The organism is Paenibacillus sepulcri (assembly GCF_042647105.1).
Taxonomy (GTDB): Bacteria; Bacillota; Bacilli; order Paenibacillales; family Paenibacillaceae; genus Paenibacillus_Z; species Paenibacillus_Z sepulcri.
Map to the genome: position 1 here is coordinate 4617833 of NZ_JBHRUP010000001.1, position 15532 is coordinate 4633364.

A 15532-nucleotide genomic window follows, 5' to 3' on the forward strand; every position below is an offset into this window, starting at 1 on the left:
CAGTGCATTTCCCAAGTGCCGAAATATCAGTTCAGCTTAAAGCACCCAAGTGGTGCTTTTTATTTTGCCTTACGACTCTTTTTTGCAGTCTATGTGTAAACTCCCAAATCCATTGCAACGGAAGTACTAAGAAAGGTTGGGGAGAATACATGGGATTATGGATGAAGCAGATGATTTGGTTCCAGAGCTTTTTATCACCTGATATCAACCGTAAAGCCTTGGTGCTATGCGGTTTTTTGCTTTTTTTTGCTAGATTCTTTTATTATTCTTTTATTGGGCACTGCTATAATCAATTTGATAGATGGAAGTAGCCCACAAGGAGGCAATGTAATGTATAGAAAAGGATTAAATAAGATGACCGTTATGCTCATGGTGGTCAGTGTCATAGCGAGCATGTTCCTGACGATGGGAATGCCTAAATCGGTATATGCGGAGGAGGATACGATTAATTTTGCGGGTGGGGATGGTACTCTAGAGAATCCTTATAAAATAGCGACGGTGGAAAACTTAAGAAATGTTACGATACCGTCACCTGGAGCGTACTTCCAGCAGGTTGCAAATTTTAGCCTGTCGGGCAATTGGACACCGATTGGCAGCTTTGGCGGTATCTATGACGGCGGTGGCTTTGCGATTGAAAATCTGACAATGAATTCTTCCGATTTATACATAGGGTTATTTTCAAATTTATCCAGCGGCGCTGTTCTAGACAACATGAGATTGGAGAACTTCTCCATCACAGCTACAGGGGATGACTCATTTGTAGGCGGACTAGTAAGTTTCATCAATGCGGGTGCGACTGTCGCCAATAGCATCAGCAACGGCACTATAAGCTTCACCGCTCCAAACAATGTAGGCGGTTTGACAGGCTATAATGAAGGGAGTATCAGCAATAGCGAGAGCAACAGCTTGATTACGAGCAGCGGCGAAGTTTTTAGCGCGGGCAGTCTGGTCGGCACGAATGCGGGAACCATAAGCGGCAGCAGCGGCAGCGGCTCTATACATTCTTCTGATAGTCGAACTGCTTATCTAGGCGGCTTGGTGGGAACGAACGCGGGAACTGTCAGGACAAGCACTAGCAGCAGCTTGGTAACTGGAGGAGACGCAGCTTCAGCGGGCGGTTTGGTCGGTTCAAATTATTCATCAAGCGGAATCGTTAATGACAGCTACAGTACCGGGAATGCAAGTGGCAAAGCATCTGCAGTTGTTGGCGGTCTCATCGGCAGGAACACGGGCGATATAAACCGCAGCTACAGCACTGGTAATGCACACACCGGTTCAGATGGAATGGCAGGCGGCTTGGTCGGCTACAAGGCGAATGGAAATATTATTAACAGCTTCAGCATGGGAAATGTAAGCGGCGACGGGGCTGTATTTGTTGGCGGTCTGGTTGGCATGAATAATGGAGGAGACGTCAGCTACAGCTACAGCACAGGAGGCGCAAGCGGTGGAAGTGATTCAACTGGCGGCTTGATTGGATTTAATCAAGGCGGAACTGTATCCAACAGCTACTTTAATAATGCGGGTGCTGCGACTTCCCCTGGAGAAGTGTTCAAAAGCGCTGAGGAGCTGAAGCAGCAGTCGACCTTTTCAGGGTGGGATTTCAGTACTATTTGGAGAATTGCCGAGGATTACACTTATCCCTCACTCCAATGGCAGCCGTATACAGCTGATGAGATTACTTTTATTGATCATAGGGACTTAACGTGGGACAGTATCAAGGGCACGAACAGCGTTGAAGATGAGGTGACAAGCGATCTTACTCTTCCAACTGCTGGAGCCGCTGGTTCAACGATTACGTGGAGTGTATCGGGCGGTGTCGGACTGATTGATACGAGCACAGGCAGGGTGACTAGAGCAACCGATGACGATCATACCGTTACATTGACAGCTACGGTGAGTCGCTCTGGGGGACAAACCCAGATGAAGGATTTTTCCTTGAAAATTTTAGAGGCTCCGAACAACAAGCCTATCCGTAATTCAAATGTAAATGGGACGGCGAATGCAACGGTATCGGTGAATACCGCATATGCGCTTAATCTCTCGGGAATTTTCGAAGATGTAGACGGAGATCCACTGAGCTACAAGGTATCGGTGGATGGTGCGCCGACGATAGCGGCGGCTATGACCTATACGTACACGCCGATTTCGGCAGGCTTAGTGACATTGGTCTTCTCAGCCAGCGATGAGGAAAGTGACTCAGACGATACTTATACAGTGAGCTTGACTGGGAACACCGTGCCAGTCCGTCAAGCAGATGTAGATGCAACGGATGATGCGGCAGTGACAGTGAACACGCCATATACGCTCGACCTCGCTACGATTTTTGAAGATGCGGACAGCAATCCATTGAGCTACAACGTATCCGTGAATGGCGCGCCGACAACCACTGCGGCTGAGAGCTACACATATATTCCGACTACAGCAGGCTTAGTAACGTTGATCTTTACAGCCAACGACACAAATGTAGATTCCACAGACACTTACACGGTGGAGCTGTCGGTAAACTCCCTGCCAGTTCGCAAGCCCAATGTAGGTGCTACGACGAACGCAGCAGTGACGGTGAACACGCCGTTTACGCTTGACCTCTCTACGATTTTTGAAGATGCGGACAGCAATACACTGACCTATAAGGTATCCGTAGACGGTGCGGCGGAGGTAACGGCAGATACGGCCTATTCATACACACCGACAGCAACAGGCTTAATGACGCTCGTTTTCAAGGCAAACGATGGCAACATCGATTCCACAGAAACCTACATCATAAATCTAACGGGGAATACCGTGCCAGTCCGTCAAGCAGATGTAGATGCAACGGATGATGCAGTGGTGATGGTGAACACGCCATATGCGCTAGACCTCGCTACGATTTTTGAAGATGCGGACAGCAATACGCTGAGCTACAAAGTATCCGTGGATGGTGAAGCGGCGACAACTGCTGCAGCGGCTTACACCTATACACCAACCACAGCAGGCCTGGTGACGCTGGTTTTCACCGCAAACGATGGCAGCATCGATTCCACTGACACTTACACAGTGGAGCTGCGGGTAAATTCATTACCTGTGCGCAACTCCAATGTGGGCGCAACGGCGAATGCGTCAGTCACGGTGAACACGCCGTACTCACTAGACCTCTCGACCATATTTGAAGATGTGGACAGCAATACGTTGAGCTACAAAGTATCCGTGGATGGTGAAGCGGCAATAACTGCTGCAGCGGCTTACACCTATACACCAACCACAATAGGCCGAGTGACGCTGGTTTTCACCGCAAACGATGGCAGCATCGATTCCACTGACACTTACACAGTGGAGCTGTCGGTAAATTCATTACCTGTTCGCAAGCCCAATGTAGGTGCAACGGCGAATGCGGCAGTGACGGTGAACACGCCGTACGCACTAGACCTCTCGACTATATTTGAAGATGCAGACAGCAATACGTTGAGCTACAAAGTATCCGTGGATGGTGAAGAGGCGATAACTGCTTCAGCGGCTTACACTTATACATCAACCACAGCAGGCCTGGTGACGATGGTTTTCACCGCAAACGATGGCAACATCGATTCTACTGACACTTACACAGTGGAGCTGCGGGTAAATTCATTCCCTGTACGCAAGCCCGATGTGGGTGCAACGGTGAACGCAAGCATACCCGTGAACACGTTGTATACGTTAGACCTAACAACGATTTTTGAGGATGCGGACGGCGATCTGCTGAGCTACAAAGTAGCGGCAGATGGTGCGCCGGCAATAGCTACGAGCGAGACTTACACGTACACGCTAACTACAGCAAATACGGTAGCATTGGTCTTCACTGCCAACGACACAATGGTAGATTCCACAGAAACCTTCACCGTAAATCTGAAGGGGAATACAGTGCCCGTTAGGAAGACCGATGTTGAAGCGACGGCAGATGCAACTGTGACGGTGAATACACCGTTTGTGCTCGATCTCGCTGAGATTTTTGAAGATGCGGATGGCAATCCGCTGACCTACAATGTATCGGTGAACGGCACTGCGGCTATATCGGCGATTCCGGCCTATACATACACGCCAGGTGCAGAAGGTGCTATGACCTTGGTGTTCTCAGCCAATGATGGACTGGCAGACTCCACCGACACGTATACAGTGAAGCTGACGGTATCTGGATCCAGCTATAATAACGGTAACGGCGGCAATGGTGGCGGTGAAAGCATTCCTATGACGCCTGAATACAGGGTAACCATTACCGGCTCTGTTGGAACGACGCTGCCGGTTGAGATCGATGAAGCGGCAGGCCGCGCATCGATAGCCATCGGAGCGTTGGCGGAAAAGATCTTCGTCGATGATGGGGCGACGGTTGTGGCCGTTCCGGCTATTCCGGGTGTGAAACTCTATACGCTTGAAGTGCCTGCCGAATCTCTGTCGAACTCGAACGGAGCGGGCGAGCTAATATTTGCTACCGATGAGGGTACTATTGCCATACCGGCCGATATGCTGAAAGGCATGACGGGAACCGAAGGGAAAACCGCAGGCATAACGATTGGCCCAGGCGATAAAACAGGCTTGTCTGCTGAAGCGGCGGCAGCCGTAGGCGGTCGACCGCTGGTGGAACTCACGCTGGCGTTGAATGGCATGCAGACGTCATGGAACAACTCGTCTGCGCCTGTTCGGATTTCTATCCCGTATACGCCGACAGCAGAGGAGCTGAAGGATCCCGAGCATCTCGTCATCTGGTATATCGACGGCAGCGGTAACGTTATCGCGGTCCCAAGCGGCCGTTACGATGCAAAGAGCGGAACTGTGACCTTTGCTGCGACCCACTTCAGCGATTATGCCGTAGCTTATGTGAAGAAGACCTTCAGCGATCTGAGCAGCGTGGAATGGGCAAGACAGTCGATTGAGGTTATGGCCTCCAAGGGCATCATCAACGGTACAAAGGCGGGGGCCTATTCTCCGGCAGCCCGCATTACCCGCGCCGATTATCTGGTCTTGCTCGTCAAGACCTTGGGATTGACGGCGAAATTTGAAGGGAATTTCGCAGATGTGGAGCCAAACGCCTACTATTACGAAGCGCTTGGCGTTGCGAAGCAGCTAGGCTTGGCTGCGGGTACCGGCCATGATGAATTCCATCCGCTGGAAAACATCTCGCGGCAGGATATGATGGTGCTGACCGCTCGTGCTTTGGAGAAAGCCAAGCAGCTGAAAGCCTCGGGAGATCCCGCCATTCTGGCTTCGTTCAGTGACAAAGGGAATATCTCAGCTTATGCGAAGGCGAGTCTGGCTGCTCTGGCGGAGAAAGGTCTAATCTCCGGCTCCGGAAATAAGCTTAACCCTCAGACGCCAACGACACGAGCGGAAGCTGCAGTATTCCTCTATCGGATATACAACCAATATTAAAGGCTAATGCAACGAAATGTACTCCTGTCGGCTTTTACGCGGCAGGAGTTTTCATTTTATGGCTGACAACTTTATTTCGTGATTGCTTATTAAAATCGTACAGTCTAAAAGTTATTTTCAAAAGGCAAACGATTTTTCAAGGTATAAAGCGCACAAAATCATCACTGTCAGTCCGCAATTATTTTTTCTTTGGACAAAGAGTACAATTTGAGCCTTAAGCACATAACAGGAAATATTTCCCCTGTATACGAACGGGGGTTCTCGTCATATAATATATCAGAACTAATGTTCGCGTCGAGGTGGTCGAAATGAAACGGACAATATTTTTGGTTGACGGTCAATCATTTTACGCTTCTGTCGAAAAAGCGGCGCGGCCGGACCTGCGGGATAAACCAATAGCCGTTGGGGATCCGGACCGTCGCGGAGGAATCATACTTGCGGCCTGTCCAATCGCGAAGGCGCGCGGGGTTACTACAGCCTCACGCGTTGGTGAGGCCATGGGGAAGTGTCCAGATTTAGTCGTCGTACGCCCGCGTATGCAAACATACGTCACGATATCACTGTTTATTTCCGAAATCTTCGCTTCCTTCACGGACCAGGTCGAACCGTATTCGATCGATGAACAATTTCTCGACGTAACCGGCTCCATTAAATATTTCGGACCGCCGCTGGAGATTGCGCGCCAAATACAGGAACGCGTACTTTTATCGACCGGCGTATGGTCGCGGGTGGGGATCGGGCCAACGAAAATTCTCGCTAAGATGGCGACGGACAACTTCGCCAAGAAGCGTCCAGACGGTATTTTCGAATTGAACCAGGATAATATCGAAGCGGAATTGTGGCCGCTGCCGGTCCATCAAATGTTTATGGTCGCGAACCGGATGACTCAGCATTTTGTCCGGATGGGACTAAACACAATTGGAGACATAGCGCGGCTGGACTTCGGCGATTTTAAGGCGCGAATGCGACGTCGAATGGGCCGCCAAAGCGATATTCAGGCGGGTTACTACTGGCAGACTGCACGAGGAATCGATCCATCACCGGTTGTATCGAACATCAGGTCGCAGATTAAGAATATAAGTCATGGCAAGACGCTCAGATGGCGTCTGTATACGAAGCTTACGGATATCGAAGTCGTACTGCTGGAGTTAGTCGTCGAGGTGTGTCGGCGGGCGCGCCGCTACGGGTATCAGGGCCGCGTAGTATCGGTAGGCGCTGGAGAGACGGATGGGGAAAGGTCGGCAGGATTTGGCCGTCAAACGACGTTATCACAGTCGACATCGTTAACGCATGAGGTTGCGGCTGCCGCGCATGCGCTGTTTATAAAGCATTGGAGTGGAATGCCAATTAGCCATCTCAGCATATCATTAGGGCAGTTATCCGTAGACAGCGTAATCCAACTGACCCTGTTTGAGGACCGTTCTCGCGCTTACCGTAAGGAACGTGCGATCGACGAAATCAAAAACCGTTTCGGGAGCGACGCCATCATACACGCTTCTTCGCTTCTTGAATCTGGAGTCGCCCGCGAGAGAGCGGAACAGATCGGAGGTCACTTTAAATGAGCAAACTTGACGGAAATGAACGGTGGAAGTCCAAAATGCTGCTGACTGAACACGCTGAACAATATGACCGGAAACAAGCAGCGGGCACCGGAAAGAATTTGACGATGGAAGAACGCATCATGATCCGCGATTATATCCTGTTGCCGCATATGGAGAAGATGATTCAGAAAAGCATATCCGACATCGAGAACTCATCTAACGTGATGAAACGACTCTACCTGGCCGCTGGCCATAAAGTCTTAACCACGATAGCCGAAGACTATTATCGATTACGGAGCGAGTTGAAGAAACGGAATATTCGCGTCGTCACGGAAGAACAAGAAGACATGGTGATTTATCATAAGTGTTATTATCGGGGTTACGAAGAACGATTCGGAATGACGCGCGACGTTATGCGCTCGGAGATAGGCATTCGGCTGACGAAGTATACGACTGAGCTGATAGCGCGGCTGAAGGCGAAAGTGTGAGGTGCAGTTTATGAGAGCGACACAAGCCTCGATCGTCTACAATCGAATAATCATGCAGCGCACAACGGCAAGCTTTCTTGGATACTCGCCCCCGATCGTCCAATAGCATGACATCCTACCTTGAATTCTGCTCTTGACTTGGAGTGTACTCCAAGTTGTAACATGAGCTTCAGCAAGAAAAATCTATCTCCAGGAGGCGTAATCATGAACACTTCGAAGACTGTTTTGATAACGGGTGGGAATAAAGGTATCGGGTTCGAGAGCGCAAGACAATTGGGCAAGCTGGGATTCACAATTTTGATCGGTTCAAGAGATCAATCCAAAGGGCAGGAAGCCGCAGCATCGCTGAAGAATGAGAACATAGATGCTGAGGCATTAACGCTTGACGTTACAGACCTGGATACCATTCAATCTGCTACGAAGCGTATTGAAGATCAGTATGGTGCGCTTGATGTTCTGATCAATAACGCTGGCGTGAGCTTGGATAGAGGTCTTCCTCCGAGTCAACTGGAATTGACCGTTCTTAGGAATACTTATGAGACAAATGTTTTCGGCATGTTTTCTGTTACTAAGGCAATGCTCCCTTTGATTAAAAAATCGCCTGCTGGCAGAATTGTAAACCTTTCAAGCGGCTTGGCTTCCTTGACCATGAATATTGACCCGGAATCCGATGCCGAAAAATACGGAGTAAATTTGCTCGCCTACATGAGTTCGAAAACTGCAGTCAATGCACTGACTGTCTTGTTTGCCAAAGAATTAAAAAATACGCCGATCAAGATAAATTCAGCTGATCCAGGGTACACAGCTACGGATTTGAATGGCCATACGGGTTATCGTAGCGTTGAACAGGGAGCTTCTATTGTCGTGAAGCTCGCCACCCTTCCGGGCGATGGTCCGACCGGCGGCTTCTTTGATGAAAACGGAGTGATACCGTGGTAATACGTCAGGAGGCGGGAAAAAGTGATCGACATTCCTGAAACCGTAAGCTCAATTAAACAGGCAGCTGAATTCACGGGTCTGTCAGAAGATACGATTCGCTATTACGAGAAAATCGGCTTGCTCCCGTATGCCGACCGCAAAGCAAGCGGTCACAGAACGTACAGTAAACATCAATTGGAAGGCATGGTCTTTTTAACGAGACTCAGAGCAACCGGAATGACACTGGAAGAAATGAAGCATTTCCGTAAGCTTTACGAAAGGGGTGAAGCTTCACTCCCTCAGAGAGTTAACATGCTAATCGAACACAAGGAAAGAATTCAGAAGGAGATTGACCGGTTACTGGAGACACAAAGGATTATTGAGTACAAAATTGACAATTACAACGAGGTCCTTGTAAATCCGGACTTAAACAGTACAGCCTGTGACCCGTAGAATAGTAATGAACCATAACTCCGAATAAGAGGTCGGCCTGTCGTTTTTGAACTACCAAGAAAATTCGCTCCCGTAGCATCGGATAAAAAGGCAATACTTTCGGTAGTTATCAAATTAATACCAAGATTCCCTGAATTTGTTCCAACCGAAACGAGTTTGGATCTGAAATGGATAACAGTCTAAGACGGCTCGGAACAGACTACGTCGATTTGTGCCAGGTCCATCTTGTGTGATCATCATACGACGATTGAAGAGACGATGGAGGCCATGCACGCTTTAATGGCACCAAATGAAGCCTAATTTAAAAAAGGAGCAGTTGCCATAAAGCAAACTACTCCTTTTTATATTGCTCCTAGTCTGCAATGGATTTGGGTAAAGGTGGCGATCTGTAGGAATAATCCGCTTATCGGTTGTCAAACAGGATATCCGCGGTGAGTTGGATGTGCGATCTAAAGATCTCGACGGCACGATCGCTGTCGCGGCTAAGAACGGCATCTGTTAATGCCTTATGTTCGGCGCGACCATCGCGGGTTGACTGCTGCGTGATCGAGCAATGTCGATAAAATTCACTCAAATCCCAAAGGCGTCTGCAGATATCCTGAAGAACCGGATTTGGACATGCGGCGAAAAGTTCGAAATGAAATTGACGGTGGATGTCGGACCACTCTTCACGAACGGCAAGCTTTTGATTCACTTCCTCGTACTCGGCCGTTTGCGATAATTTGTGGTGAACGGCGATTACATTGGATTCCCATGTTAGATCGCCATGGGCGATGGACAGGCGTAATGCTGCGGATTCATTGATCAACCGCGCCTCTATGATGCTATTCAGTTCTTCTTCCGACACCGTCTTCACTGAAAATCCGTGATTCGGGTTTTGCAAGATGAGGCCTTGGCTCGCCAACCGGGTCAGTGCTTCTCGAACGACGGCAACCGAGACATCGAAACCTTTGGCTAATTCCGAAACGATTAATGGAAAGCCCGGTTCATATCGTCCGGTCAGAATATCGGACTGCAGTTTCTTTGTGACATTTTCGCTTAAAGTGGACGAACCGTTTCTTTTGGCCATGAAGCCGACACATCCTTAATGCACATCGGGATTATACACGTAAAAATAGCTTACACCTAGATTTATAAAAAAACAAGAACCAAAATCGACAACGAATATAATAATCGATTTATATTTACATAATCGATTCTTATGGATATAATCGAATTGTGTTTGAAAAAGAAGGAGGTAATTTACAGTGACCAACCACCCGTTTGCCAAAATGCCGGAAGTCCAATTCTTTCATGTGACGAGTAACGATATTACGGAGGGCCTTTCTCTACCGCCCCAGCAATACTCGGGGATGTCAGGAGTGGAGTGCGGTAAAGATCTTTCGCCCCATTTGAAATGGTCGGGTGCGCCCGAAGGGACGAAGAGTTTCGCCGTAACCGCGTATGACCCGGATGCCCCGACCGGATCGGGCTTATGGCACTGGGCTGTCATCAACATCCCTGCCAGCGTTACCGAACTGCCGACCGGCGCAGGCGACGAGCATGGCAGCGGTTTGCCGCAAGGCGCCTTGCAACTGCCGAACGATTTGCGACTCGAACGGTTTATCGGTGCGGCGCCACCAGCGGGACACGGTCCTCATCGGTATTATTTTGTCATTCATGCGCTGGATGTCGAGAATATCGGCGTCGACCCTAACGCCACGCCGGCTCTCTTAGGATTCACCATGCTGAGCCATACGCTGGGGAGGGCCGTTCTCGTGGCAACAGGGGAAATCAAGTAACCCAAGCCGTTTGGGGTCATAGGAGACGATGGTATGAAAAAATATTGGTTTTGGCATGCGTGATTGCGATGTTGTTCGCATGCAGCAACGGGCAGGAACGTCCAATGCTTCAAGCGAAGCAGTATCAAGTACGGAGGAAGCGGTGAAGCTGATCGATCCGTTTCATCAAAGTGTATGCCCCATATGCCACCAGCCAATTAAAAATTTGAAGCATACGATCATTTGCGGTTGTGGGAGCAAAATCAAAAACAAATTCAAATTCAAATAACTTGAAACAAACCTCAGGTAAAAGTGTAATTCAGTTCACTTTAATTAAAACCAGACAAGCAAAGAACGGCAATCTGTTGCCGTTCTTTGTCCATTTGAAGGTGCAGTACTGGATCTTTTATCTTTGGTTTGATCATTTATCTGGAAGGTTGCGATTTAATTTAATTTCTGATGCTCATTTGAAATTGCCGTTTAAGTGTGAAATCCAAACGTTAGAAGATATTGATTCGATAATAAATGAATTCTAGCTTATTATCACGATTATGAAAGGGTTCCGGAGCAAACATTGTTGCCCCGGAACGCCTTCAGAGTAAGTCTACAAGTGGATCGCAGCTTTTATCTGCTTCGTGTAGAAAAATCGTACAATGAAAAAATAAATGATTTGTATAGCCAGGAAAACGCTAAGCACAATCGCGGATTCCTTGGCCAGATCATAGAAGAAAAGGTGGGATAGCGCCGTCAATGCCACTGCCCCATGAATGAGCGCGACGATTATCGGAGCGAAAAACAAGATCGCCGTTTGCCGGTTGAGCACCTTTTTCAATTCTTTTTCGCTTAAGCCCATTCTCGCAATCGTCATGAATTTCTGTTTATCCCCGTCCACATCCATGTACAAACGGAAATAAAGGAAGCTTCCGGCCGAGACGAAAAAGACGACTCCGATAAACAGTCCGACAAACATAATCGGTCCATATTGTTTATTTAATTCGTAAATTTCGTACTCGCCGGAAGTAACCTGATCCGGCAATTGCCGATACAGTTTTTCCGCAGCCGCCAATACATTCCGCTTTCCTTCCGCCGCTTGCCAAGCATGAAAGCTTCTTATGTCAGCCGGGGCAGGGAGCTTTTCGTAATCTTTGTCCGAGACGATATAATAATCCGATGACGGCAAAGCTTGTGAATACAGGATTTTCTCCGGCTGCAGGACGACACCTGACTTGAGTTCGATCGCTCTGTTCTGCTGCTCATTTTTCTCTCCAAAAGTTATTCCTTCAGACTTCACAATGAACACTTGTCCGTCCTTAACGTTGACCGTATCTTCACCGATCAGCTCCGCAAAGCGGTTAAAATCGGATTGCTTTGCGATAAGGGATCTATCGTTACCTACTTCAAAATAGCGAAGAACGGCGTGCGCTTTGTTTGCCTTTATATGTTCTTCCTGCAGCGTCTCGTTAATCAATGCCACATCCTGTTCTTCATTATCATCTGCATAATAAGTGAACGTGTTCGGGTTAGAGGTATTGAGGCCTGCGGTCAGAAACGTTTGAAATCCGAACAATGTCCCGATTGCGCTAAACGCTACCGTTGAAATGACGGCTACAAGGAAGAACGTCCGGGCATTATCCTTCATCCGGTAGGAGAGGTCAGAGAACAGAATCATATTTGTTTTACGCCAGGAGAAAGACTCCCTGTTCTTTAACCGCCGTATCACAAAGACGCTTAATTGCGTAAAAAACAGATATGTGCCGATGATCACCATTACAATCACAGGCAGCATCGCGGCAATTACAATCGTTCCCTTCACAATTAATGCAATCGCATAGCCTCCGCCAAGCAAGAGGGCCCCGATAACGGTTAATAACATATTCGCCTTCGGTTCCCCTTTGGACTTCTTGTCTCCTTTGAGCAAGTCAATCAGTTTTCTGCTTCGCAGCACGTAGGAAACAAATAATGAAATAAAGAAAAACAAGACGATAAAGCAAACAAAGGTTAAAATGACCGCATGGACCGGTATATAAAAATTTAACTTATTATCGATGATTAGCGCATTCTCGGCCAACAGCAAAATTGCTTTGGCAAATACCAACCCAAGCACAATGCCGCCCAATGTGGCAAAAAAACCGATGATCATGTTTTCCATAAACACCATCGATCGGATTTGCTTCATCGACATCCCATGGATCATCAATAGTCCGAATTCTTTCTTTCGCGACTGTAAAAAGGAGCTCATCGAATAAAGGATAAAGAAGAAGGAGAATACATAAATAATTCCCGCAGCAATGTTCATGCCTTGAGTAACACTGCGATTCATCTCATCTCCGCTCAACGCAGGATGGAACGCAAATATGGCAAACGTAAAAAAAACCATGACCGTAAACATGCTGCTTAGGAAATAGGCTGCATACAGCCTTTTGTTGCGGGCGACGTTATTAAACGCGAATTGACGAAAGGTCATTTGCGTGCCCTCCCAATAAAGAAAGTGTGTCGATGATCTTTTGGAAGAAAGCCTGCCGATTATCGCCTCTGTGAATTTCCGAATACAGCTTTCCATCGCGAATAAACACGACCCGGTTACAATAGCTTGCCGCCAGCGGATCATGTGTTACAAGCATCATGGTCGTCCGCTCATTCCGATTGATGGATTCAAGCATTTCCATGACATCCTTGGAGGATTTGGAATCCAGATTTCCGGTCGGTTCATCGGCAAGCAGCAGCTTCGGAGAATGAATCATCGCTCTGGCAACAGCCGTTCTTTGTGCTTGTCCGCCGGAAATTTCATACGTGCGTTTTTTCATGATTTCCGTAATTCCGAGCTTGTCAGCGATCGCATGCGCCTTTTGTTTCATTTCCGTCACTTTGCTGCCATCCAATGTTAACGGCAGGACGATGTTTTCTTCTACCGTCAAGGTATGGAGCAAATTAAAATCCTGAAATACGAAGCCGAGTTCACGGCGGCGAAACTTAGCCAGTTCATCTTTTTTTAGACGGTGGGGGTTATTTCCATTAATATGGACCTCGCCGGTCGTCGGTTCGTCAATCGTTGCAATGATATTGAGCAGTGTCGTTTTTCCGCTTCCGGACGGACCCATAATTCCGACAAATTCCCCCTGTTGAATCGTTAAATCGATATCCGTTAGAGCGTGGTAGGTGATTTTTCCCTCGTATAGTTTGCTCACCTGTTTTACATTCAGCATGCACAAGATCTCCTTTCAGTTACGATCATTTGATCTGTGGTTAGCATACCGCTGTCCATCGTGCTTTAACTATCGATTATTCTTTCAATTACCTTACATGGGTGTAAGGTTTTGAGTACGAGAGAAAATAAGCCGGATTTCCGTCCCTTTGCCGACCTCCGAATCCAACCGTTCTACAGTGAACGTCAAATAACCCACACAACTTGATCAGATGCGGGCAGAAGTAACCTGGAACTAGGACCTAAACACTCGACTAGCGATCGGCAGCGAATCCGACCACGGCATAAACGGTTTCAGCGCTTGCGGAATCATGGGCATCCGGGAGCTGCTCGAACAAATAGCGCAGATAGCGGAACGGGCCTATCCCATTTTTCTTGGCCGTACGGGTATGATAGCTCAACAAGGAAGGATCATGATGTGAGCAAAAAGGCGTTCTTCCATTTGAAGTTTCCGGACTCAGTCGGCGGCGCTCGGCGGCGCATCGCCAAGCCATCGCATGAATGCGGCGACATGCTGTGACCACAGCTCCGGCTGCGCCATCGTCAAGTGTCCCCGCGATATTGAAGTTCCGGGCTGAACGGCGTACCGGCCGTTCTTGACCTTGGGAACGAGGCGTTCGAGAACATGAAGTTCTTCGGGATTGAACTCGTCATCCGAGAAATTGAGCGCAAACAGTTTAGTTTTGATCGAAGAGAGGCCCGGCTCGGGATCGTAGTCGGCGGACGATTTCAGCGAGTACAACATATCGTTGGCATCGATCTGTGCCGCTTGATTGTGAGTCTCTTCGATAAATTCGTCAGCCGCAGCACCGTCCGGCACGGTCTCTTGCAGATGGACGACACTGTCGATCATCATCCGAAGAACCGCATAGCTCTGCAGCCAACCGCGCGGCTGCCTTTTATAGTTTCCGCACATCCATTCCGGGTCCGAACGAATCGCGTCGGTCACGATGCGTCGCCATAAGAGATTGCGGCCTGATACTTTGATCGGGAGCGATACTACCGGCATTACCCCATCCATAGCGTCAGGATAGGCTTCGGCCCACTGCCAGGCGTTCATGCCGCCCATCGACATGCCGAGGATGGCGTGGAGTCGCTTGATGCCAAGGGCTTCGGCGACGAGCTTATGCTGCAGGTTGACAAGGTCGCCGTAGCTGTAGTGGGGAAAGTCGGCTTTCAGACCGTCGCTCGGCTTGCTCGATTGCCCGTGTCCGACGTTGTCTATGAAGATTAGATAGTAATGCCGGGCATCGAGCGGTCTTCCGGGATCGAACAACGCCTTCATGAAGCTCGGAGCGAGAAGGGCTCGGCTGTCGGCGCCGGTCCAATGAAGTACAAGAACGGCATTATCGATATCGCATTGGGCATTGCGGTGCGGCGTTCCCAAAGTCGCGTAATGGATACGCAGGCGTTCAAGGTTTTCGCCATTGAGAAACTTATAATTTTCAAACCAAGCATCCGCTTGTACGGCGTCAATGCCAGCTTGTCTATCCCAAGACGCGCTTGGCAGGGGCAAGCCATTTACCCGAAAGGTCTGCGTGACCGAATGAGCGGATGCTTGTCCTGAGAGTGCGGCTGCAAATAGCAGGGTGCTGCAAAGCACGCCGAATACGAAGCTCGAACGCTGAATAGCCATGAGGATATCCTCCAAGGTGTCGAGTTGGTCAACGGCCACGCATTCAATTCCCGGCGGCCGTCGTTTCGTCTATATTGCCCAATAGTAGATATAATCACTCAACTTATTCCTGAGGTGGAATGACGCTGAAGATCCACGAGGAAGATCGTTCCGCCGTT

The 15532-nt window shown here is 48.7% G+C and carries 11 protein-coding genes; 6 read left to right on the forward strand and 5 right to left on the reverse strand.

Going from position 1 to position 15532, the window contains the following annotated elements; all coding sequences use genetic code 11:
• Positions 1-330 precede the first annotated feature (330 nt).
• From ACFOLF_RS20520 to ACFOLF_RS20540, 5 genes are all read left to right on the forward strand, one after another.
• A complete protein-coding gene (locus ACFOLF_RS20520) occupies positions 331-5376 on the forward strand; it encodes an S-layer homology domain-containing protein (protein WP_210047156.1) in 5046 nt (1681 codons plus the stop codon).
• A gap of 308 nt (positions 5377-5684) precedes the next feature.
• Positions 5685-6938, forward strand: a complete 1254-nt coding sequence (locus tag ACFOLF_RS20525) for a DNA polymerase IV (protein WP_210047157.1) — start codon at positions 5685-5687, stop codon at positions 6936-6938.
• The gene (locus ACFOLF_RS20530) at positions 6935-7405 is read left to right on the forward strand and encodes a hypothetical protein (RefSeq protein ID WP_210047158.1); all 471 of its coding nucleotides are present in this window, start codon (positions 6935-6937) and stop codon (positions 7403-7405) included. The genes ACFOLF_RS20525 and ACFOLF_RS20530 overlap by 4 nt, the downstream gene beginning before the upstream one ends.
• A gap of 204 nt (positions 7406-7609) precedes the next feature.
• On the forward strand, positions 7610-8344 hold the full coding sequence (locus ACFOLF_RS20535) for an SDR family oxidoreductase (protein WP_210047159.1): 735 nt from the start codon (positions 7610-7612) through the stop codon (positions 8342-8344).
• Between the two features lie 21 nt (positions 8345-8365).
• Positions 8366-8776: a MerR family transcriptional regulator gene (locus tag ACFOLF_RS20540; protein WP_210047160.1), complete on the forward strand. Its 411-nt coding sequence runs from the start codon at positions 8366-8368 to the stop codon at positions 8774-8776.
• Positions 8777-9179: 403 nt separating this feature from the next.
• Here ACFOLF_RS20540 and ACFOLF_RS20545 read toward each other — a convergent pair whose 3' ends face one another.
• The gene (locus ACFOLF_RS20545) at positions 9180-9845 is read right to left on the reverse strand and encodes a GntR family transcriptional regulator (protein WP_210047161.1); all 666 of its coding nucleotides are present in this window, start codon (positions 9843-9845) and stop codon (positions 9180-9182) included.
• A gap of 178 nt (positions 9846-10023) precedes the next feature.
• Between ACFOLF_RS20545 and ACFOLF_RS20550 the strand changes: the two genes are divergently transcribed.
• Complete coding sequence (locus ACFOLF_RS20550) at positions 10024-10557, forward strand: YbhB/YbcL family Raf kinase inhibitor-like protein (RefSeq protein WP_210047162.1); 534 nt, start codon at positions 10024-10026, stop codon at positions 10555-10557.
• A 583-nt stretch (positions 10558-11140) separates the two neighbouring features.
• Here the strand turns inward: ACFOLF_RS20550 and ACFOLF_RS20555 are convergent.
• The 4 genes from ACFOLF_RS20555 to ACFOLF_RS20570 form a co-directional block, all read right to left on the reverse strand.
• Entirely contained in the window at positions 11141-13000 is a 1860-nt protein-coding gene (locus tag ACFOLF_RS20555) for an ABC transporter permease (RefSeq protein ID WP_210047163.1), read from the reverse strand.
• On the reverse strand, positions 12975-13739 hold the full coding sequence (locus ACFOLF_RS20560) for an ABC transporter ATP-binding protein (RefSeq protein ID WP_210047164.1): 765 nt from the start codon (positions 13737-13739) through the stop codon (positions 12975-12977). Before ACFOLF_RS20560 ends, ACFOLF_RS20555 begins: the two co-directional genes overlap by 26 nt.
• 253 nt (positions 13740-13992) lie before the next feature.
• Positions 13993-14139 (reverse strand): transposase domain-containing protein, encoded by a 147-nt coding sequence (locus ACFOLF_RS20565; protein ID WP_210047165.1) that lies wholly within the window; start codon positions 14137-14139, stop codon positions 13993-13995.
• A 56-nt stretch (positions 14140-14195) separates the two neighbouring features.
• Positions 14196-15374: an alpha/beta fold hydrolase gene (locus ACFOLF_RS20570; protein WP_210047166.1), complete on the reverse strand. Its 1179-nt coding sequence runs from the start codon at positions 15372-15374 to the stop codon at positions 14196-14198.
• Positions 15375-15532: the final 158 nt, after the last annotated feature.

What these genes read in the sequence shown, in the direction of transcription:
- ACFOLF_RS20570 (WP_210047166.1), bottom strand. Translation starts at nt 15,374, where the DNA reads ATGGCTATTCAGCGTTCGAGCTTCGTATTCGGCGTGCTTTGCAGCACC.
- ACFOLF_RS20525 (WP_210047157.1), top strand. Translation starts at nt 5,685, where the DNA reads ATGAAACGGACAATATTTTTGGTTGACGGTCAATCATTTTACGCTTCT.
- ACFOLF_RS20535 (WP_210047159.1), top strand. Translation starts at nt 7,610, where the DNA reads ATGAACACTTCGAAGACTGTTTTGATAACGGGTGGGAATAAAGGTATC.
- ACFOLF_RS20560 (WP_210047164.1), bottom strand. Translation starts at nt 13,739, where the DNA reads ATGCTGAATGTAAAACAGGTGAGCAAACTATACGAGGGAAAAATCACC.
- ACFOLF_RS20520 (WP_210047156.1), top strand. Translation starts at nt 331, where the DNA reads ATGTATAGAAAAGGATTAAATAAGATGACCGTTATGCTCATGGTGGTC.
- ACFOLF_RS20545 (WP_210047161.1), bottom strand. Translation starts at nt 9,845, where the DNA reads ATGGCCAAAAGAAACGGTTCGTCCACTTTAAGCGAAAATGTCACAAAG.
- ACFOLF_RS20555 (WP_210047163.1), bottom strand. Translation starts at nt 13,000, where the DNA reads ATGACCTTTCGTCAATTCGCGTTTAATAACGTCGCCCGCAACAAAAGG.
- ACFOLF_RS20530 (WP_210047158.1), top strand. Translation starts at nt 6,935, where the DNA reads ATGAGCAAACTTGACGGAAATGAACGGTGGAAGTCCAAAATGCTGCTG.